The 20,590-nt window shown below is 72.3% G+C and carries 19 protein-coding genes and 1 tRNA gene; 14 read left to right on the forward strand and 6 right to left on the reverse strand.

Annotated features, from left to right (window positions below):
* Positions 1-71 precede the first annotated feature (71 nt).
* Positions 72-2,822, reverse strand: coding sequence for a pyruvate dehydrogenase (acetyl-transferring), homodimeric type (gene aceE / locus GXP74_RS08510; protein WP_182450784.1), 2,751 nt, complete (start codon positions 2,820-2,822; stop codon positions 72-74).
* Between the two features lie 590 nt (positions 2,823-3,412).
* Here aceE and GXP74_RS08515 point away from each other — a divergent pair.
* The 8 genes from GXP74_RS08515 to GXP74_RS08550 all read left to right on the forward strand — a co-directional run bounded on the left by GXP74_RS08515 (position 3,413) and on the right by GXP74_RS08550 (position 8,795).
* The gene (locus tag GXP74_RS08515; protein ID WP_182450785.1) at positions 3,413-3,853 is read left to right on the forward strand and encodes a DUF3052 domain-containing protein; all 441 of its coding nucleotides are present in this window, start codon (positions 3,413-3,415) and stop codon (positions 3,851-3,853) included.
* A 148-nt stretch (positions 3,854-4,001) separates the two neighbouring features.
* Complete coding sequence (locus GXP74_RS08520; protein WP_182450786.1) at positions 4,002-4,874, forward strand: hypothetical protein; 873 nt, start codon at positions 4,002-4,004, stop codon at positions 4,872-4,874.
* A gap of 171 nt (positions 4,875-5,045) precedes the next feature.
* Entirely contained in the window at positions 5,046-5,504 is a 459-nt protein-coding gene (locus tag GXP74_RS08525) for a peroxiredoxin (protein ID WP_182450787.1), read from the forward strand.
* 196 nt (positions 5,505-5,700) lie between these two features.
* Positions 5,701-6,276 (forward strand): TerD family protein, encoded by a 576-nt coding sequence (locus GXP74_RS08530; protein WP_182450788.1) that lies wholly within the window; start codon positions 5,701-5,703, stop codon positions 6,274-6,276.
* A 109-nt stretch (positions 6,277-6,385) separates the two neighbouring features.
* Entirely contained in the window at positions 6,386-6,580 is a 195-nt protein-coding gene (locus tag GXP74_RS08535) for a ribbon-helix-helix protein, CopG family (protein ID WP_182450789.1), read from the forward strand.
* Entirely contained in the window at positions 6,577-6,927 is a 351-nt protein-coding gene (locus GXP74_RS08540) for a type II toxin-antitoxin system death-on-curing family toxin (RefSeq protein ID WP_370468402.1), read from the forward strand. Before GXP74_RS08535 ends, GXP74_RS08540 begins: the two co-directional genes overlap by 4 nt.
* 71 nt (positions 6,928-6,998) lie before the next feature.
* Entirely contained in the window at positions 6,999-7,577 is a 579-nt protein-coding gene (locus GXP74_RS08545) for a TerD family protein (RefSeq protein ID WP_182450790.1), read from the forward strand.
* 99 nt (positions 7,578-7,676) lie between these two features.
* Positions 7,677-8,795, forward strand: coding sequence for a DUF475 domain-containing protein (locus GXP74_RS08550; RefSeq protein WP_182450791.1), 1,119 nt, complete (start codon positions 7,677-7,679; stop codon positions 8,793-8,795).
* Between the two features lie 29 nt (positions 8,796-8,824).
* Here GXP74_RS08550 and GXP74_RS08555 read toward each other — a convergent pair whose 3' ends face one another.
* Positions 8,825-10,015, reverse strand: coding sequence for an ROK family transcriptional regulator (locus tag GXP74_RS08555; protein ID WP_182450792.1), 1,191 nt, complete (start codon positions 10,013-10,015; stop codon positions 8,825-8,827).
* 33 nt (positions 10,016-10,048) lie between these two features.
* Positions 10,049-11,047, reverse strand: a complete 999-nt coding sequence (locus tag GXP74_RS08560; protein ID WP_182450793.1) for a DUF2637 domain-containing protein — start codon at positions 11,045-11,047, stop codon at positions 10,049-10,051.
* A 413-nt stretch (positions 11,048-11,460) separates the two neighbouring features.
* Here GXP74_RS08560 and GXP74_RS08565 point away from each other — a divergent pair, with 413 nt between their 5' ends.
* Positions 11,461-12,177 (forward strand): Tellurium resistance, encoded by a 717-nt coding sequence (locus GXP74_RS08565; protein ID WP_370468542.1) that lies wholly within the window; start codon positions 11,461-11,463, stop codon positions 12,175-12,177.
* A 24-nt stretch (positions 12,178-12,201) separates the two neighbouring features.
* Here GXP74_RS08565 and GXP74_RS08570 read toward each other — a convergent pair whose 3' ends face one another.
* Complete coding sequence (locus tag GXP74_RS08570) at positions 12,202-13,008, reverse strand: TerD family protein (protein WP_182450794.1); 807 nt, start codon at positions 13,006-13,008, stop codon at positions 12,202-12,204.
* Between the two features lie 244 nt (positions 13,009-13,252).
* Between GXP74_RS08570 and GXP74_RS08575 the strand changes: the two genes are divergently transcribed.
* From GXP74_RS08575 to GXP74_RS08585, 3 genes are all read left to right on the forward strand, one after another.
* Positions 13,253-14,449 carry an HpcH/HpaI aldolase/citrate lyase family protein gene (locus GXP74_RS08575; RefSeq protein WP_182450795.1) on the forward strand — a complete coding sequence of 399 codons (1,197 nt, stop codon included), beginning with the start codon at positions 13,253-13,255 and terminating at the stop codon, positions 14,447-14,449.
* A gap of 197 nt (positions 14,450-14,646) precedes the next feature.
* Positions 14,647-17,136: a phosphoribosyltransferase gene (locus tag GXP74_RS08580; protein ID WP_225447792.1), complete on the forward strand. Its 2,490-nt coding sequence runs from the start codon at positions 14,647-14,649 to the stop codon at positions 17,134-17,136.
* The gene (locus GXP74_RS08585; RefSeq protein WP_182450797.1) at positions 17,133-18,011 is read left to right on the forward strand and encodes an HAD family hydrolase; all 879 of its coding nucleotides are present in this window, start codon (positions 17,133-17,135) and stop codon (positions 18,009-18,011) included. Before GXP74_RS08580 ends, GXP74_RS08585 begins: the two co-directional genes overlap by 4 nt.
* Positions 18,012-18,189: 178 nt before the next feature.
* On the opposite strand, the gene GXP74_RS08590 is transcribed toward GXP74_RS08585, so the two are convergent.
* Positions 18,190-18,408, reverse strand: a complete 219-nt coding sequence (locus GXP74_RS08590; protein WP_182450798.1) for a zinc ribbon domain-containing protein — start codon at positions 18,406-18,408, stop codon at positions 18,190-18,192.
* 45 nt (positions 18,409-18,453) lie between these two features.
* On the reverse strand, positions 18,454-19,848 hold the full coding sequence (locus tag GXP74_RS08595; protein ID WP_182450799.1) for a hypothetical protein: 1,395 nt from the start codon (positions 19,846-19,848) through the stop codon (positions 18,454-18,456).
* Between GXP74_RS08595 and GXP74_RS08600 the strand changes: the two genes are divergently transcribed.
* Positions 19,841-19,915: transfer RNA gene (locus GXP74_RS08600), tRNA-Val, on the forward strand. The two genes, GXP74_RS08595 and GXP74_RS08600, sit on opposite strands and share 8 nt — an antisense overlap.
* A gap of 252 nt (positions 19,916-20,167) precedes the next feature.
* Positions 20,168-20,479, forward strand: coding sequence for a GNAT family N-acetyltransferase (locus tag GXP74_RS08605; RefSeq protein WP_182450800.1), 312 nt, complete (start codon positions 20,168-20,170; stop codon positions 20,477-20,479).
* Positions 20,480-20,590 lie beyond the last annotated feature (111 nt).

Raw genomic sequence — 20,590 nt, forward strand, 5'->3', positions numbered from 1 at the left:
CGCCGGGAAACGCGCCGGGCCCCGGCCGGTGACGGAGGTCACCGACCGGGGCCCGGTCCGGTTCGTGCAGGTCAGGCGTCGCCGCCGGCCGCGCCCGGGTGGGCCGCGGCGACGTCCAGCAGCTGGTAGCGGTCGATGGCCGCCTTCAGCGCCGTCCGGTCGACCTTGCCCTCCTTGGCGAGCTCGGTGAGCACGCCCAGGACCACCGACTGCGCGTCGATGTGGAAGAAGCGACGGGCCGCGCCACGGGTGTCGGCGAAGCCGAAGCCGTCCGCGCCCAGCGACTGCCACTGGCCCGGGACCCAGCGCGAGATCTGGTCCGGCACCGCGCGCATCCAGTCCGACACGGCCACGAACGGGCCCTGCGCACCGGCCAGCTTGGTGGTGACGTACGGGACCCGCTGCTCCTCGTCCGGGTGCAGCAGGTTGAACTCCTCCACCGCGATGGCGTCGCGGCGCAGCTCGGTCCAGGAGGTCGCGGACCAGACGTCGGCCGCCACGTTCCACTCCTCGGCCAGGATCCGCTGGGCCTCCAGCGCCCACGGCACCGCCACGCCGGAGGCGAGGATCTGCGCCGGGACCTGGCCGCCGGTCGCCGGGGCGTACCGGTGCAGGCCCTTGAGGATCCCGTCGACGTCCACGTCGGCCGGCTCGGCGGGCATCCGCATCGGCTCGTTGTAGACCGTCATGTAGTAGAAGACGTCCTCGCCGTGCGGGTGCTCGACACTGCTGCCGTACATCCGCCGGATGCCGTCCTGCACGATGTGCGCGATCTCGAAGCCGTACGCGGGGTCGTACGCGACGACCGCCGGGTTGGTCGAGGCCAGCAGGTGGCTGTGGCCGTCGGCGTGCTGCAGGCCCTCGCCGGTGAGCGTGGTCCGGCCGGCGGTGGCGCCCAGCACGAAGCCGCGCGACAGCTGGTCGGCCATCTGCCAGAACTGGTCGCCGGTGCGCTGGAACCCGAACATCGAGTAGAAGACGTAGATCGGGATCAGCGGCTCGCCGTGGGTCGCGTAGGACGACCCGGCGGCGATCAGCGAGGCGGTGCAGCCGGCCTCGGAGATGCCGTCGTGCAGCATCTGCCCGGTCGGCGACTCCTTGTAGGCGAGCAGCAGCTCGCGGTCCACCGACTCGTACTGCTGGCCCTGCGGGTTGTAGATCTTCGCCGAGGGGAACAGCGAGTCCATGCCGAACGTGCGGTACTCGTCGGGGGCGATCGGCACGAAGCGGTTGCCGATCCCCTTGTCCCGCATCAGGTCCTTGAGCAGCCGGACGAACGCCATGGTGGTGGCGATCTCCTGCTGGCCGGAACCCTTCTTGAGGGTCTTGTAGGCGTCGTCGCCCGGGAGCTCCAGCATGCGCGGCCGGACCTTGCGGGTCGGCACGTAACCGCCGAGCTCGCTGCGGCGGTCGTGCATGTACTGGATCTCCTCGGAGTCCCGGCCCGGGTGGTAGTAGGGCGGGTAGCCGGCGTCCAGCTGCTTGTCGGTGATCGGCAGGTGCAGCCGGTCGCGGAAGCGCTTGAGGTCCTCGGTGGTGAGCTTCTTCATCTGGTGGGTCGCGTTGCGGCCCTCGAAGTTCGGACCGAGGGTCCAGCCCTTGACGGTCTGGGCCAGGATCACCGTCGGCTGGCCGACGTGCTCGCGGGCCGCCTTGAAGGCCGCGTAGACCTTGGCGTGGTCGTGGCCGCCGCGACCCAGGTGCTGGATCTGCTGGTCGGTCATGTTCTCGACCATGGCGCGCAACCGTACGTCGCCGCCGAAGAAGTTCTCCCGGATGTACGCGCCGGACTCGGTGGCGTACGTCTGGAACTGGCCGTCGGGGGTGGTGTTCAGCTTGTTCACCAGCACGCCGTCGCGGTCCTGCGCCAGCAGCGGGTCCCAGCTGCGGTCCCAGACCAGCTTGATGACGTTCCAGCCGGCGCCCCGGAACTGGGACTCCAGCTCCTGGATGATCTTGCCGTTGCCGCGCACCGGGCCGTCGAGCCGCTGCAGGTTGCAGTTGACCACGAAGGTCAGGTTGTCCAGGTTCTCGCGCGCGGCGAGGGACAGCTGGCCCAGCGACTCCGGCTCGTCCATCTCGCCGTCGCCGAGGAAGGCGTAGACGTGCGAGTCGGAGGTGTCCTTGATGCCGCGGTCGGTCAGGTAGCGGTTCATCCGCGCCTGGTAGATCGCGCCCAGCGGGCCGAGGCCCATGGAGACGGTCGGGAACTCCCAGAAGTCCGGCATCAGCCGGGGGTGCGGGTAGCTCGACAGGCCGTACGGGGCCTTGGACTTCTCCTGCCGGAAGGCGTCGAGCTGCTGCTCGGTCAGCCGGTCCAGCAGGAAGGCGCGGGCGTAGATGCCGGGGGAGGCGTGGCCCTGGAAGAAGATCTGGTCGCCCGACTCGCCGTCGGCGTCCTTGCCCCGGAAGAAGTAGTTGAAGCCGACGTCGTACAGCGACGCGGACGAGGCGAAGGTGGCGATGTGGCCGCCGACGCCGATGCCCGGGCGCTGCGCCCGGGAGACCATCACGGCCGCGTTCCAGCGGGTCGCGTTCAGGACCTTGCGCTCGATCTCCTCGTTGCCGGGGAAGAACGGCTCGTTCTTGGTCGCGATGGTGTTGATGTAGTCCGTGCTCCGCATCTCGGGCACGGCGACGCGCTTCTCACGGGCGCGCTCGATCAGCCTCAGCATCAGGTAGCGGGCGCGCTCGCGTCCCCGCTCGTCGATGGCCGCGTCGAGCGATTCCAGCCACTCGCTGGTCTCCTCGGGATCGAAGTCCGGGACCTGGCTGGGCAGGCCGCCAATGATGATCGGGTTGCGATCGGATCCGGAAGCCACGCTGTTCCTTCACTAGTCGGTCGTCACTAAGAGGTGGTGTCGCGCCGCCTCCATCGTGGACCGCAGGTCGAGATACGTCATCTCTACCCATCGGTAACCGGTTCGTATCCGGTGGCCTTTCGGACATCGGACTCCCTTTCGGGTGAAACCGGTCCCGCCCTGCAGTGAAGACCCGCTGATGAGGGAGTCCCCGCTACGACGAGGTGGCCCGACCGTCGCCACAACGCTGTGGTGAGTGGGCTGGGGAGGGCCAAGCAGGAACTCTACGCCCGCCGGAGGGGTGCTCCGGATGCTGGTCCGGCATGTGGTCGCCGAGGGGGGTTGGCCGCCTGCGGGGAGTGATGACGGCCATCGACGGGTATCCACGGGGAGAAGTCGAGTCGACAATCCGCTGCGCGATTCCACTGCTTAGGTTGATACTGGGGCAAACAGGCGTGATGTATGTCACCCCCAGCGGCGTGTCGCGTTGTGGGACATCATCGAACGGGCGGGATCGGTCATCGGGTACTTGCGCTGAGCGTCCCGCCCGTGTGGACTACCGCCACAGCCCTGCCTTCAGGAGGCAGGGTCGGATATAGGAGGCAATTCCCGTGAGCGCGACCGCGGACCCCGCGGAGGACAGGTCCAACCCGGCCAACCGGTTGGGATTCCAGCCCGGACAGGTGGTCCAGGAGCTCGGCTACGACGACGACGTCGACATGGACCTGCGTGAGGCCGTGGAGGACCTCACCGGCACAGAGCTCGTCGACGAGGACTATGACGACGTCGCGGACGCCGTGCTGATGTGGTTCCGCGACGATGACGGCGATCTCACCGACGCCCTCGTCGACGCCCTGACGTACCTGGAGGAGGGGGGCCTGGTCTGGCTGCTCAGCCCCAAGACCGGGCGTACCGGGCACGTCGAGGCCAGCGACATCGCCGAGGCGGCGCAGACCGCCGGCCTCTCCCAGACCAGCACCATCAACATCAGCAAGGACTGGCAGGCCGTGCGCCTGGCCACCCCCAAGGCCGCCAAGGCAGGCCAGCGCTGACCGGCTGACTGAGCAGTACCCCAGGTGACGGAACCGGCCCTCCGCGCGTGCCCGAAGCGCGCGCGGGGGGCCGCGCTGTGCCCGGCCGCGCCCGGCCGGGGTCCGGGCTGGTGCTGCCGAGCGCGGTCGGCATGGGCAGAATGCCCGTATGGACGATCAGGGCAGCCCTTCTCATCCGGCTCATCCGGGCGGCCCGCGCGGGGTGGCCACCGGTCCGGCGGGGGAGCTGCGCGAGCGGGTGCTCGGCTCCTGGGACGCGCTGCTCGTCCTGGCGGCCGACCGCGAGGACGTCGGCCCGCTGGCCGAGCTCGGCTCTTGGCCCGAGCGCCCGGTGCTGGCCCGGCTGCTCGCCCAGGCCCGGGGTGAGCACCTGGACGCGGCGCCGCCGCGGACCGACCACAGCGGCGCCGGACGGGAGCCGATCCTGGCGGCGCTGGCCGAGGCCCGGCACCGGGTCGCCGACGCGCTGGAGCTGGCCGCGGCGCGGCCCGCGCTGGCCCTGGCCGAGCTGGACTCCACGCTCGGCCCGCTGCCGCTGCTGACCCAGGTCCACGCCATGGGCCACGAGCTGGCCCTGGCCGCGCTGCGGCTGCCCGACGGCGCCGAGCCCGCGCTGCCCGCTCCGCTGGCCGAGGCCGGGGTGGCCGCGCTGGTGGACGTCGTCGGCGCGCTCGCGCACCGGCAGGGCCTGCGGACCCGGGCCGCGGTCTGGGGCCGGGGCACCGGCGGCTGGCAGTTCCGGGCCGACCCGACCGGCTGGACCACCACCCCCTGCCGGCAGACCCCGCCGCCGGGCGTGCCCGGGATCGAGGGCCCGGCCGCGACCGTCCTCGGGGTCCCCTCCGGGCGGGCGGCGCTGCCCGCCCTGCTCGCCCGGGGCGACCTGCGGCTGCACCGGATCGGCGGGCTGATGGCGCTGGCACCGCTGGTGGAGCAGGTGCCGGGACTGCCCGGCGGGGCGCTGCTGCGGCGGGCGGTCGGGGTGGTCGGCCTGCTCGGCCGGCTGCCCGGGGTCCGTTGACCGGGGTCCGCTGACCGCGCGGCGCTCCGGTGCTGGTCCGGCGCCGGTCCGGTGCTGGTCCGGTCGGGGAGGTGTCGGTGCGGGATGGCAGGATGTTCCCGGGCACGACGACCGGTAGGGCCGCACCGCGGGGACACGCGGGCGGCCCGCACTCTTGAGGGGTTACCCACCATGGCAATCGAGATCGGTACCGAAGCTCCCGACTTCGCGCTCAAGAACCAGCACGGCGAGACCGTTCGGCTCTCGGACTTCCGGGGCGAGAAGAACGTCGTCCTGGTGTTCTACCCGTTCGCCTTCACCCCCACCTGCACCGGCGAGCTGTGCAGCCTGGAGAAGGAGCTGCCGCAGTTCCAGAACGACGACGTGCAGATCATCGCGATCTCCAACGACTCGCCGTTCACGCTCCGGATCTTCGCCGAGAAGGAGGGGCTGGAGTACCCGCTGCTGTCCGACTTCTGGCCGCACGGCGCGGCCTCCCGCGGCTACGGCGTGTTCGACGAGGAGAAGGGCTGCGCCGTCCGCGGCACCTTCGTGATCGACAAGGCCGGTACCGTCCGCTGGACCGTCGTCAACGGCCTGCCGGACGCCCGTGACCAGCAGCAGTACCTGGCGGCGCTCGCGGCGCTCTGACGCCGTCGGCGGCGGGCCCCGGCGGGCCCGCGTCACCGCCCGGCCGCGTCCGGGGCGGTGACGCGCCGTACCGCTGTCGGTGCGTGCGGCTGCGGACCAGGGGAACCCGACACTACGATCGGTCCGTTGGCTTGACAGCAACCGAACCGCACCGACGGGGGCACGCCGCAGTGCTCCCCCAGCAACTGGAGGACTCGTGGGTGTCAGCCTCAGCAAGGGTGGCAATGTCTCGCTCACCAAGGAGGCGCCGGGCCTGACGGCGGTACTCGTGGGCCTGGGCTGGGAAGCCCGGACCACCACCGGCGCCGACTTCGACCTGGACGCCAGCGCGATCCTCACCGCCGAGACCGGCAAGGTCGCCTCGGACAAGGACTTCGTCTTCTACAACAACCTCAAGTCCGTCGACGGCTCGGTCGAGCACACCGGCGACAACCTCACCGGTGAGGGCGAGGGCGACGACGAGGTCATCAAGGTCAACCTGGCCGCCGTGCCGACCGCCGTCGCCAAGATCGTCTTCCCGGTCTCGATCTACGAGGCGGAGTCCCGGCTGCAGAGTTTCGGCCAGGTCCGCAACGCCTACATCCGGGTCGTCAACCAGGCCACCGGCCAGGAGATCGCCCGCTACGACCTGTCCGAGGACGCCTCGACCGAGACCGCCATGGTCTTCGGCGAGCTCTACCGCAACGGCACCGAGTGGAAGTTCCGCGCGATCGGCCAGGGCTACGCCTCCGGCCTGCGCGGCATCGCCCAGGACTTCGGCGTCAACGTCTGACCGGAGCTGCCGGACCGCACACGTGAGGTCGGGCCCGCCAGCGCGTCTGGACGGCCCGGCTTCGGCGCTGCGCTCCGACGGTTTGCCACCAGGGCGATAGCATGCCTGCATGGCTGTGACGCTGCGGCTCCCCGAGACCGATGACCAGCTTCTGACCGAGCGCGCCAAGGCGGAAGGCCGCAGCAAGCAGGAGCTGGCCACCGAGGCCATCCATGTCTTCCTGACACGCCGGACCGAGCTGTTCGCGGACGTCCTCGACCAGGTCATGACCGAGGACGCGGAGTTGCTGGAACGCCTTGCGTGATCTACCTCGATCTGCTCGAACTCCTGATGAGCGTCGAGCGGATCACCGGTTCGCGGCACTGTGTGCGTGATTTCGGTCTTCCGCACTCCTCGGTCGAGCGGCCCAGGACCCATGTGGTCGGCGTCGAGGTCTATCCCGCGCTGCTGCATTCCCTGGCGCGCAACCACGCTCTGGTGGACGGCAACAAGCGCACCGCGTGGATCGCCATGCGGATGATGCTTCGGCTCAACGGGGTCCGGTTGAACGCGCCGGTCGACGACGCGGAGGTGTTCGTGAACGCGGTCGCCACGGGCGAGCTGGAGGTCCCGGAGATCGCCAGGCAGCTCCGGGCATGGGCGGTCGGCTGACGGCCGTCCTAGACTTCGGCGCAGAGCCCGGGCCAGCTCGGTGCCCGGGCTGTTCGGAAGGGGAGATACGGATGGGTGTCACTCTCGCCAAGGGCGGCAACGTCTCACTGTCCAAGGCCGCACCCAATCTGACGGCCGTGCAGATCGGCCTCGGCTGGCAGGCCCGGTCCACCACCGGCGCCGACTTCGACCTGGACGCCAGCGCGCTGCTGTGCTCCAACGGCCGGGTGCTCCGGGACGAGTACTTCGTCTTCTACAACAACCTCACCAGCCCCGAGGGCTCGGTCCAGCACATGGGCGACGACCTGGTCGGCGGTACCGGCGCGGACGACGACGAGGTGGTCAAGGTCGACCTGGCCACGGTCCCGGCGGAGGTCGACAAGATCGTCTTCCCGGTGTCGATCTACGACGCCGAGGCGCGGCTGCAGAGCTTCGGGCAGGTCCGCAGCGCCTACATCCGGGTGGTCAACCAGGCGGACGGCAGCGAACTCGCCCGCTACGACCTGTCCGAGGACGCCTCCAACGAGACCGCGATGATCTTCGGGGAGCTGTACCGCTACAACGGCGAGTGGAAGTTCCGGGCGGTCGGGCAGGGTTATGCGTCTGGGCTTCGGGGAATCGCCCTAGACTTCGGGGTTAACGTTCAGTAAGAAAAGATGCGTGCAGGGCGGGGAGTGCGACCGCAGGGCCATGGGCCGCCGCTCCCCGCGCTTCCGGCCGCCGTTCGCTACCGAAAAGGATTGACCCCCATGCTCCTACGTACCTTCGGGTGGTCCATGGGGATCACCGTCGTCGGCCTGGCGGCGGCGGCGTACTTCTGGGGGGCGGACGGCTTCGGCGTCGTCCTGATCCTCTCGGTGCTGGAGATCTCGCTCTCCTTCGACAACGCGGTCATCAACGCCACCATCCTGAAACGGATGACGCCGTTCTGGCAGCGGATCTTCCTCACCGTCGGCGTGCTCATCGCGGTCTTCGGGATGCGCCTGGTCTTCCCGCTGCTGGTGGTCGCGCTCACCGCGCACATCGGCCCGCAGACCGTGATCTCGCTCGCGCTGGACTCCAGCAAGACCTCGGGCGGCCTGACCTACGCCCAGCACCTGAACGCCGCGCACCCGGCGATCGCCGCGTTCGGCGGGATGTTCCTGCTGATGATCTTCCTGGACTTCATCCTCGGTGAGAAGGAGGTCCGCTGGCTCGGCTGGATCGAGGGCCCGCTGGAGCGGATCGGCAAGCTGAACCAGCTGTCGGTGGTGGTCTCGATGATCGTGCTGATGCTCTCGGCGCGGTTCTTCGCCGAGACCCGGGCGGAGACGGTCCTGCTGGCCGGGGTCGCCGGACTCACCTCGTACCTGGCCGTCAGCGGGCTGTCCGAGCTGTTCGAGAGCGCGGGCGAGGAGGAGGACGCGGACGCCTCGGACACCTCGGACGAGGGCGCGGTCGTCGCGGCGTCGGGCTCCGGCTCCGGCTCCGGCTCGGGGAAGTCGGCGCTGCTGGTGGCCGGGAAGGCCGCCTTCTTCCTGTTCCTCTACCTGGAGGTGCTGGACGCCTCGTTCTCCTTCGACGGCGTCGTCGGGGCGTTCGCCATCAGCCAGGACATCTTCCAGATCACCCTCGGCCTGGGCATCGGCGCGCTGTACATCCGCTCGCTGACGGTCTACCTGGTCCGCCAGGGCACCCTGGACGACTACGTCTACCTGGAGCACGGGGCGCACTACGCGATCGGCGCGCTGGCGATCATCCTGATGGTCTCCATCAGGTACAGCATCCCGGAGGTCGTCACCGGCCTGATCGGGGTCGCCTTCATCGGCCTGGCGCTGCTCTCCTCCATGGCCAGGAACCGCCGACTGGCGGCCGAGGGCACCGGCTGACCCGGCGCCGCACCGCCCGCCGCGCCGGTTCAGGCGCGGCGGCGGCCCGGGAGGCCGAAGCGGAGGCTGAGGATCTGCTCCAGCGCCGCCCGGGTGGCCACCGCGACCGCGCCGGTCAGCACCGCCGCGTCGCCCAGCGCCGAGACCTCGACCCGCGGCGGGTAGGGCACCCGCACCGCCAGCCGCTCGCTGACCCGGGACAGCAGCAGGTCCCCGTTCAGGCCGATGCCGCCGCCGAGGACGACCAGTTCCACGTCGACCACGGCGGCCAGCGTCGAGAGGTAGCCGACGATGCGCCGGACCTCCTCGTCCACCACCGCGCAGGCGTCCGGGTCACCCGTCCGGGCCAGCGCGAAGACCTGCTCCGTGCTCAGCTCCCCGGTCAGCTCAGGGTGCCCGCTCAGCCGCGACGCGGCGTACTGGAGCAGCGCCGCCGCGCAGGGGTCGTTGTCGTCGAAGGTGTCCGGGTCCAGCGCGCAGTCCAGCTCACCGGCCGCGCCCGCGAAGCCCCGGTGCAGCTCGCCGTGCAGGATCAGGCCCGCGCCGACGCCGGTGCCCACCGAGAGGAAGGCGAAGCTCTCGGCGTCGGTGCCGGTGCCGCTCTTGGTGCCGTGCCGCTGCTCGCCGAGCGCGGCCAGGTGGATGTCGTTCTCCACGGTGACCGGCAGTCCGAGCGCCGCGCCGAAGGCGTCCCTGGCCTGGAAGCCGTCCAGCGCGGGCACGTTGGTGGCCTGCCAGATCCGGCCGTCGCGGCGGTCCACCACGCCCGGCACGCCGACCGCGACGTGGTGCAGTCCGTCGCGGGGGATCCCCGCCTCCGCGCACAGCTCCTCGGCCAGCGCGGTCGCCGCGGCCACCACCTGACCGGCCTCCATGCCCTCGACGTCGACGTCGCGGCGGACGTGGACGGCGCCCTCCAGGTCGGCGATGGCCCCGCGCAGCCGGCGCGCGCCGACGTCCAGGCCCAGCACGTGCGCGGCCTCCGGGCGCGGGGCGAAGAACAGCGCGCCGTAGGTGGGGCCCAGTTCCTCGCGCACCGTCTCGGAGACCAGGCCCATCTCCAGCAGGTCCTGGAGCAGCGCGGAGACGGTGGGCTTGGAGATGCCGGTGCGCCGCGCGATCTCCGCACGGGAGACCGGCGGCGCGGTCCGGATCACGTCGAGGACGGTACGGAGGTTGATCTCCTTCAACGTGGAGGAGGTCGCTGGCCTGGCAATCATGAGGACACTGTACGTGGCTGGACTGTGCGCCACTCAGCCGAACTGCTGTTCCAGGTCCTTCAGCTTCTGCTCCAGCGAGTCCAGCCGGGGGTTCGCGTTGACGTCCTCCTCGGGCTTGGCCTCGGCGGTGACCGAGGAGACCTCCCGGCGGCGACGGTGCGGGAGCACCCCGCGCGGCGAGGCGGGCTCCAGCGAGGCCGCGCTCTCGGCGCCGCCCGAGGCCTCCAGCGTGGTCAGCTCGCGCAGCGGGGCGGAGCGCGACAGCGCCTTCAACTCGGCGCGCTCGCGCCGGTTCTCGGTGCGCTGGCGCTGGGCCGCGGCCTCCCGGTCGCGCTTGTCCTCGCGGACCTCCTCGACCGCCTCGTCCAGCGAGCGGACGTTCTCCAGCAGCATCAACGACCAGGCGCGGTACGTCTCGACGGGCGCGCGCAGCCAGCGGACCATGCGGATCTGCGGCAGCGGGCGGGGCACCAGGCCCTGCTCGCGCAGCGCGGCCCGACGGGTCTGCTTCAGCGCCCGGTCGAACAGCACCGCGGCCGACAGCGACATCCCGGCGAAGAACTGCGGCGCGCCGTTGTGGTCGCCGCCGCGCGGCGCGTGCACCCAGTTGAACCAGGCGGAGGCCGCGGCGAACAGCCAGACCAGCAGGCGGGAGCCGAAGGCGGCGTCGCCGTGGCTGGCCTCGCGGACGGCCAGCACCGAGCAGAACATGGCCGCGCCGTCCAGGCCGAACGGCACCAGGTACTGCCAGCCGCCGGTCAGGTTGAGGTTCTCCTCGCCGAAGCCGACCAGGCCGTGGAAGGACAACGCGGCGGCGACGGACGCACAGGCGAACAGCAGGACGTAGGACGCGCTGCCGTACAGCGCCTCCTTGCGGCGGCGGCGCTGCTCACTGCGCTCCCAGGAGTCATCCTTGGGGTCGGCCGCGTGCTTGGGCTTCTTGGAACGCAGCAGGCCCATGATCACCGCGATGGCAAGCGCGGTGGCACAGGCGATGACCAGCCACACCAGCTGTATGGACGAGAGGTTCATGCGGTAGGGCCTCGGCTTCGGGGGGTCGGCGGCAGGGGGACGGAGTGACCGGTCCGGCGCCGTACGGCACCGGTTGGCGCCAGTTGGCGCCGGTTTGCGACTGCGGTCCCCCAGAGGCGGCGGAGTTGACGCCGCGACACGCGTGCGTGCAGACGATATCGCGTCGCGGGGTTGCACATCGTACGGCTGGGGCAGTTGGGGTGGCGAAGGGGGGTGCGGGTGGACGTGGCCGGAGCGCGCGGGGTATGCGGACGCCCCGGGTACGGTGACTGTCGTACCGGTACGGAAGAGTGGTGAGTGCGGGCCTCCGGATGGGTAGCCCGGAGGTATTGACTGACGGTCAGGCTCCGGCGGGCTGCGGCGGTCGGGCCGGAGCCGAAGCGGTGCGGACAGGGGGAGTGATGGCGGGGCTGATGGATTTCCTGCGCAGGGCCGAGTCCGGCTTCGACGCGGGCATGGACCGGGTGACCCTGACCAAGGGCTCGCCCGAGGTGGCGATCACCGAACAGGGCCTGGTGGCCGGGACGATGCAGGTCAACCTGCACTGGACGACGCGCGAGCCGGAGCGCGCGCGGCGCGCGCCCGGGGCGTTCTGGCGCGGGCTGCTGCACCCGAACCTGTTCAAACCGATGCCGCTGCCGGTGGCCGGTGGGCAGCCGCTGGCGGTGGACCTCGACCTCGGCTGCATGTACGAACTCACGGACGGCAGCAAGGGCGTGGTGCAGCCGCTGGGCGAGCTCTACGGGGACCTCCAGCACTCGCCGTACATCCGGCTCAGCCGGGACGACCGCTCCGGCGGGGCCTCCGGCGAGACGATGTACATCGACCTGTCCAAGAAGGACTCCTTCCGGCGGCTGCTGGTGTTCGTCTACATCTACGACGAGACCCCGGCCTTCGACCGCACGCACGCACTGGTGACCCTGTTCCCGCCGGGGGGCCGACCGATCGAGGTCAAGCTCGACCAGCACACCGCGCAGGCGCGGTCCTGCGCGGTGGCGCTGATCGAGAACCACGACGGCGTGCTGAAGGTGCGGCGCGAGGCCCGCTACGTGTACGGCTTCCAGGCGGAGCTGGACCGGCTGTACGGGTGGGGTCTGCAGTGGCAGCGGGGCTACAAGCCGGTGAGCTGAGCCCCGGGGGCCCGTTGGGCGGGCTCAGTCGACGGGCAGGAACTGCGGCCCCTGGGGCGGCAGGGCGAAGTCCGGCGGCTCCGGCAGCAGCGGCTCGTACGCGGGCGGCCGGGGGTACTCGGCGGCCTGGCCGGGCAGGCTCACCGGCGTCCCGGCCGTCGTCCCGGCCGCGTGCTGCGGCTGGGGCTGCGGTTCCGCCTGCGACTGCGGCGACGGTGACGGCAGCGACGGCGCTTGCTTCGACGGCGGCTGCTGCGGGTCGGCCGGTGGCGGCTCGGTCGGGTCGTCGTCGTCCACGGTGACGCCGAAGTCCTTGGCCAGCCCGCCCAGGCCGGAGGAGTACCCCTGCCCGATCGCGCGGAACTTCCAGCCGCCGGACCGGCGGTAGATCTCCCCGCACAGCAGCGCGCCGACCGGCGTGGCGTCGGTGATGTCGAAGCGGGCCAGCGGCTCGGCGTCCGGGCCCCGGGCGATGTCGTACAGCAGCACGCACAGGTCGCTGAGCTGGCCGAAGTGCCCGCCCTCGGCGGCGCCGCCGACGACCACGCGCTCGATCTCCGGCGGCAGCTGGGTCAGGTCGATGTCCAGGGTGTCGCTGAGGTCCTCGCCGCGCCGGGTCTTGGACCGGTGCCGGACCCGTCCGGTGGGGTGCCGGGGCTGGTTGTAGAAGACGAAGTCCTCGTCGCCGCGCACCTGGCCGTTCGCGCCGAGCAGCAGCGCGACGACGTCCACGTCCGGCCCGCCGGGGGCGACGCGCCAGCGCAGTACCGCGCGCACCGCGTCGACGGCGGCGAGCGGGATGTTCGAGCCTTTGGGCATCACCCGGGTCATGGATTCATCCTGCCGTCACGGGGTGCCGCGCGACAACGCGGGGCGCGGCACGGAGGGGGTGAACGAGCCGATCGGCGGCCGTGCGGATGCGCGGATGTTAACCGGTGGGCATGATTCCGAAAACGTCAGGTTTCCGGACTGGATTATGGCAAATTCTTACGTACGATGATCAGCCAACGGCCCCGGTGGATCCCGGACGTTCCACATCCCTTGCCTCGACGGCACAGCAGACCCAGGGGGGCCAGTGCGTCATTTCAGCCAACTCGACGCCGAGACCCGGCAACGGCTCTTTCTCCACGAACCGGGGCATTTCGACCGGGACAGCCCCCCCGACGTGCTCTCCGCCGCCCTCGGCGCGACCCTGTACTCCCCGGGGACCCGGCCGCACCTGCTCCAGGACGTCCGCAAGCAGGCCGCGCGGGGGGTGACCTCGATGGTGCTCTGCCTGGAGGACGCCATAGACGACCGGGAGGTACCGGCCGCCGAGGCCAACGTCGTCAGCCAGCTGACCGGCCTCGCCGAGCAGGCGACCGGCGCCCGGCCGGGCCCGGCCTCCGGGGACTGGCCGCTGCTGTTCCTGCGGGTGCGCCACCCCGCGCAGATCACCGACCTCGCCGACCGGCTCGGCCCGGCGCTGCGGGTGCTCTCCGGCTTCGTGCTGCCGAAGTTCACCGAGGAGACCGGACTGCCCTACCTGGAGGCGCTGGCCGAGGTCCGGGCCCGGAGCGGGCTGCGGCTGTTCGCGATGCCGGTGCTGGAGTCCCCGGAGCTCGCCCACCTGGAGCGCCGGGCCGAGACCCTGTCCGGGGTCGCCCGGGTGCTGGAGAAGTTCCGCGAGCAGATCCTCGCGGTACGGCTCGGCGTCACCGACCTCTCCTCGGCGTACGGCCTGCGCCGCCCGCCCGAGCTCACCGCGTACGACGTGCAGCTGGTCGCCTCGGTGATCGGCGACGTGGTCAACGTCCTCGGCCGCTCCGACGGCAGCGGTTTCACCATCACCGGCCCGGTCTGGGAGTACTTCCCGGTCCAGGAGCGGAAGTTCAAGCCGCAGCTGCGCAGCTCCCCGTTCGCCGACACCGAGCCGCCGACCGAGGAGGTCCGGCGGCGGCTGATAGCGCACGACCTCGACGGCCTGATCCGCGAGATCGAGCTGGACCGGGCCAACGGACTGCTCGGCAAGACCTGCATCCACCCCAGCCATGTCCCGGCCGTGCACGCCCTCGCCGTGGCCACCCACGAGGAGTGGTCCGACGCGGTGGACATCCTGCACCAGGACCGGGGCGGCGGCGGGGTACTCCGTTCGGCCTACACCAACAAGATGAACGAGGTGAAGCCGCACCGCGCCTGGGCGCGGCGGGTGATGCTGCGGGCCTCGGTCTTCGGCGTCGCGCGTGAGGACGTCACCTTCGCGGAGCTCCTGGCCGCCTGCCTGTGCCCCTGAGGACATCGCGCCGTCATCTGCGGCTGGTGGACTGTTCCTGTTCGAGAGAGAACGAAGGCTGCAACATGACCGCTGAGTCCACGGTTGAGCCCACGGCTGAGTCCATGGCATCCCTTTCCGCTTCCCGCGTTTCCCCCGTTTTCCCCGCTTCCCCTGCTTCCCGTGCTTCCCTCGCCGAAGCGCCGGGCGGCGACCGGGTGTGGCCGGGGGAGTGGGTCGAACAGCGGCTCGGCCTGCGGCTGCCCGGCGGCGACGCGCGGGAGCTGCTGGGACTGGCGCTGCGGCTGCGCAACCCGCAACGCGCGCAGCTGCTGGTCTCCCGGGTACTCGGCAAGCACATCCCGCAGCGGCCGGCCACGGTCTACCGGGCGGGCCACGACCTCGGCCGCGCGGTCCGCGACCTGCTCGGGGCGGCGGCCCCCGCCGCCGTCGTCCTCGGCTACGCGGAGACCGCGACCGGCCTCGGCCACTGCGTCGCGGACGGCCTCGGCGACGCCCCGGCCGACTACCTGCACTCGACCCGGCGCCAGGTCGCCGGAGCCGCCCCGGTCGGCGGCTTCGAGGAGACCCACTCGCACGCCACCTCGCACCTGCTGCTGCCGGAGGACCCGGCCCTGCTGGCGGGCGGCGGACCGCTGGTGCTGGTGGACGACGAGCTGTCGACCGGCAACACGATCATCAACACCATCTCCGCCCTGCACCAGCGGTTCCCGCGCTCCTGGTACGTGGTCGCCACCCTGGCGGACGTCCGCGACGACGAGTCCCGGTTGCTGCTCGACAAGGCGGCGGCGGACCTGGGCGTCCGGCTCGACGTGGTCGCCGCCGTCACCGCCGCCGTCCAGCTCCCGCCGGACGCGGCGGCACGCGGCGCCGCGCTGGCGGCGGCCGAGGAGGCGCGGCAGCCCTGCGGCTCGCCGAGCGGCCCCGCGCGGGCCGCGCTGCGCCGGGTGGACCTCGGCTGGCCGACCGGCCTGCGCGACGGCGCCCGCCACGGCTACACCCCCGCCGACCGGGCCCGCCTGGACGCCGCGCTGCCCGCCATGGCCGCCCGCGTCGCGGCGGCGCTGGACCCGGGCGGCGCGGGCGGCGCGGGTGGCGCGGCGGACGCGGGGGAGCAGGCCGGACCGCGCCGGGTGCTGGTCCTCGGTACCGAGGAGCTGATGTACACCCCGCTCCGGCTCGCCGCCGCCCTCCAGGACGCACTCGACCACGGCGCGTCCCGGCCCGGCGGTCCCGGCTCCGCCGAGGTGCGGTTCTCGACCACCACCCGCTCGCCCGCGCTCGCCGTGGACGACCCCGGTTACGCCATCCGGACGCGGCTCACCTTCCCCGCGCACGACGCCGGGGCGGAGGGCACCCGCTACGCCTACAACGTCGCGCCCGGCCGTGACCTCGCACGGCGGTTCGACGCCGTGGTGCTGGTGCTGGACTCCGACGCCGACACCGCCGCCCTGCACGCCCCCGGGCGGGGCCTGCTCGACCGGCTGCGCGGCGTCACCGACCTGGTGCTGCTGGCCACCGTCCCCGCGCACCGCCCGAGGAGCGGCGCCACGACCGGTCCCGAGGCCGCCCCCGCCCGGCCGCTGCACGGACCGGCGTTCTCCTCCTACCGTGCGGACGAGGTGTCCTGGCTGCTCAAGGACCTCTCCGAGGTGGTCCTGGAGGCGCCGGTGGAGGAGCGGGAAGAGGCGGTCCAGCAGGGCGGCGCCCACTACGCCGAGTCGCTGCCGATCGAGTACCAGCCCACCGCCGAGTACCAGGAGCTGTTCCACACCGCGCTGCGCGACTCCGCCAGGCGCATCGCCGAGGCCGTCGCCACCGTCACCGACACCGTCCTGGCCGAGCGCGACCGGGGCCGGGGCGTGGTGCTCGCGTCGCTCGCCCGCGCCGGGACGCCCGTCGGGATCCTGATGCGCCGCTGGGCGCGGCACGCGCACGGCGTGGAACTGCCGCACTACGCGGTCTCCATCGTCCGGGGGCGCGGCATCGACACCGTCGCGCTGCGCTACCTGGCGGAGCAGCACGACCCCGCCGACGTCGTCTTCGTCGACGGCTGGACCGGCAAGGGCGCGATCACCCGGGAGCTGGAGGCGGCGCTCGCCGGGACCGGCTTCGACCCGGCCATGGCCGTCCTCGCCGACCCCGCCCACTGCGTGCGCACCTTCGGTACCCGCGAGGACTTCCTGATCCCCTCGGCCTGCCTCAACTCGACCGTGTCCGGGCTGGTCTCGCGCACCGTGCTGCGTCCCGGGCTGATCGGCCCGGACGACTTCCACGGTGCCAAGTTCTACCGCGACCTCGCCGGGGCCGACGTCTCGGCGCGCTTCCTGGACGCGGTCACGGACTGCTTCCCCGACGTCCGGGCCCAGCCGCAGGACCGGGCGGACCGCGAGCCCGACTGGTCCGGCTGGGCGGCCGTCGAGCGGATCAGCGAGGAGTACGGCATCGGCAGCGTCAACCTGGTCAAGCCCGGCGTCGGCGAGACCACCCGGGTACTGCTGCGGCGGGTCCCCTGGCGGGTGCTGGTCCGCCGGGGAGCGGACGCCGAGCTCGGGCACGTCCGGCTGCTCGCCGAGCAGCGGGGCGTGCCGGTCGAGGCAGTGGACGACCTGCCGTACAGCTGCGTCGGCCTGATCCACCCCCAGTACACGCGCGGAGCGACCGGAGACGAGGGAACGGCCGTATGAGTGAACACCGTGAACCGACTGACCACCCTGAACCCACCGACCACCGCATTCTGGTCGGCAGCGATCTGGACCGGACGCTGATCTACTCGCCGCGCGCGCTCGCGCTCGGCATGGCCGACGAGCTGGCACCCCGGCTGCTGACGGTCGAGGTGCACCACGGCAAGCCGCTGTCGTTCATGACCGAGCGCTGCGCCGAACTGCTGGTCCAGCTGATCGGGGCGGCCGAGTTCGTCCCGGTGACCACCCGGACCCGGAGCCAGTACCTGCGGGTCCACCTGCCCGGACCGGTCCCCGGCTGGGCCCCGCGCTACGCGGTCTGCGCCAACGGCGGCCACCTGCTGGTCGACGGCGTCACCGACGAGGACTGGCACGCCCGGGTCCAGGCGGTGCTCGCCGACACCTGCGCGCCGCTGGACGAGGTGGTGCACCACCTGGCGCTCGCGGCCGACCCGGAGTGGACGCTCAAGCGGCGCGTCGCCGAGGACCTGTTCGCCTACCTGGTGGTCGAGCGGGAGCTGCTGCCGCAGGGCTGGATCGAGGAACTGGCGGCCTGGGCGGAGGAACGCGGCTACGGCGTGTCGTTGCAGGGACGGAAGGTCTACCTGGTGCCGCGACCGCTGACGAAGTCGGCGGCGCTGGCCGAGGTCGAGCGCCGCGTCGGCGCCTCGACGGTGCTCACCGCCGGGGACTCGCTGCTCGACGCGGAGCTGCTGCTGGCGGCGGACCAGGGCTTCCGCCCCGGGCACGGCGAACTCGCCGACAGCGGCTGGACCGCTCCCGGCGTCACCGTCCTGCGCGAGACCGGCGTCGCGGCGGGCGAGGAGATCGTCCGCCGCCTGCTGGCCAGGGCCCTGGTACCGGCCCCGGTCGGCTGACCGCGCCGACTCGTTCCGGCGCGGGCCCTCCCGGGGCGGGCCGCCCAGCGGTGCGCTGTCCGGCGGCGGGCCGTCCCCGGGGTGGGCTGTGCGGCGGCGGCCTGTCCCTGGGGTGGGCCGTCCGGCGGTGCGCTGTCCGGCGGTGGGCTGTCCGGCAGGTGGGCTTTCCTGGGGTGGCTCAGCCGCAGCAGCCGCCCCCGCAGCAGCCACCGCCGCCGCCCTGGCTGGGCGCGGCGGCGCCGACGGCCGCCGTGCCGGTCACGGCGACCATGGACATCAGCTTCACCGCGTCCTCGTGCCCGGCCGGGCACATCGCCGGGGCGTTGGCCTGGGACATCGGACGACGGAGTTCGAACGTGGCTCCGCAGGAACGGCAGCGGTAGTCATAACGAGGCATGCCCGAAGCTTACGACCCCACCACCCCCACGTCTCCACCTGCCGCTCAGCGGCTTCCGCCGCCCCCGCCCCGCTCCTCGCGGATCGCTTGGACCACCTGGGCCGAGGCCTCCCGGACCGCCGCCATCTCGGTCAGGAACTGCCAGTAGTCCGGGTGCCGCCCGGTCAGCCCCTCGGCGGCCCGCTCAAGACGGTCCAGCGCGGCGTCCAGCGCCGCCGCGTGGCGCGGGTCGGGCGCGCTGCGCCCGGCCATCGCGAACCGCTGGGCGTCGCGCAGCGCGAAGCGGGTGCGCTCGATCTCGGCCTGCGGCGCGCGCTGGGCCTCGTTGAGCGAGTGCAGCCGGTCGTTGACGGTGTTCAACGCCTCGTCGGCGGTGTTCAGCAGCGTCCGGACAGTCGCCAGCGTGCTCACCGCGTCCTGCCAGCGCTGCTCGTCCCGGGCCCGCTCCGCCTCGGCGAGCCTCGCCCCGGCGTTCCGCACCGCCTCCAGCGTCTGCTGCGGAACCTGCTGGAGGTCCTGCCAGCAGGCGGCGCTGAAGCGGCGGCGCAACTCGCTCAGCGTCGGCTCGACGCCGCCCGACTTGGTCTGCACGCCCTGCGCGCGGGTCCGCAGCGAGGCCAGCCGCTGGTCGATCTCCCGGGCCTGCTCCGGCAGCCGCGCCGCCTCGGCCCGCACCGCCTCGGCGGTCCGCTGCACCTCCGCCGAGGTCTGCAGCAGCTTCTGCACGCCGTGCCGCCCGGCCCCCTCGCCGAGCAGCGCCAGCTGCGGCGACAGCGAGGCGAGCCGGCGGCCCAGGTCGTCGGCGGTCAGCCGGGCGGCCCGGACCGCGTCCAGCGCGTTGCTCGCGTCCAGCCAGGACTGCTTCGCCCGGGCCACCGCCGGGGCGACCTGCGCCAGCTGCGTCTCGGCGGCGGCGACCAGCGGCTCCAGGTACCCGGCGAACCGCTCCAGATCCGCCTTCGCGGCCTGGAGTTGCTGCCGCGCGTGGTCCAACCGCTGCCGCGCCTGCGCCGCCGCGCCCGCGTCGATCTCCTCCGCGTCCAGGTCGACGGCGTCCAGAGCGCCGATGTAGGCGGTGCTGATCTCGTCGATCCGCGCACCCAGCGCGGCGAAGTCCGCGATCGCCCGCTGCGCGCCGGGCGAACTGTCAGCGGCGGCGACCGCCTCCACCGAGATCTTCACGTCCCGCTGGACCATGTCCAGCTCGTAGAACGCCTGAGCGGCGGCGTCCTTGGCAGCCTGCGCGTCCGCACGCATCATCTCGCTGCGCCGCCACCGCGCCGATCCGCCCGCCACGTCGACTCCCGCTCCACAACCCGCACCACCGGGCCGCCACGGCCCCCGTCCCCTCATCCTCGCACCAGCCCCACCCCCACCGCACCCAGCACGACACGGATCACTTCCCGGACCAGGTAGTCTTAGCTCTCGCCCAGGGCGCATAGCTCAGTGGTAGAGCGCTGCTCTTACAAAGCAGATGTCGGCGGTTCGAAACCGTCTGTGCCCACCATGAACGTGCAGGTCAGAGTGCGTGGCTACAGTGGGTAGCCAGGTTGCTGGCGGCAGCAGCACGGAATACCAACGTATGACGTCGCTGCGCCGCCCTCTTTGCGGCCTTCTCGGCCTTCTTCGCCTTGCTAAGGATCCTGGCTCGCTGGGCATCCAACCGGTCGGACACCTCATCGAGCCGGTCGGGCCACAGATGGCCGTAGGTGTCCAAGGTTCACAGCGGCGGCTCCAAGCCCGGAGTCCGCTGCACGTCGTGCTCGGTGACCTGATCGAGGTTCAGGACCTCGCGTTCCGGCTGCTGGAGAGCGGGATCGGCGGGATCCTGACGTGCAAGGGCCTGGGCACCGAGACGCTGCGCCTCGGCCTGGCCCTGGCGTTCGAGGACCTGGAGCTGCACCGCGTGTGGGCGGCGCGGGCGCCGCTCAACACGGCGTCGGACAAGACGCTCCTGGCGGCGGGGTTCCAGCGTGAGGGCGTCATACGCGAGCACGTCCACATCAGGGGTGCGTGGCGGGACTCCCCGGTCTACGGGATTCTCGAGTCGGAGCGGATCGCCGACCGGTAGCCGTTCGTCCATCGTCCTCTCCACCGGTTTGGGTGCGTGGATCGCCGGGGCGCCCGGCCCCCGCGGTTGGTGCGCGAGGGCCAAGCGGTGGGCGTGCGGGCAGCAGCTCCC

Source organism: Streptacidiphilus sp. P02-A3a (assembly GCF_014084105.1).
Taxonomy (GTDB): Bacteria; Actinomycetota; Actinomycetes; order Streptomycetales; family Streptomycetaceae; genus Streptacidiphilus.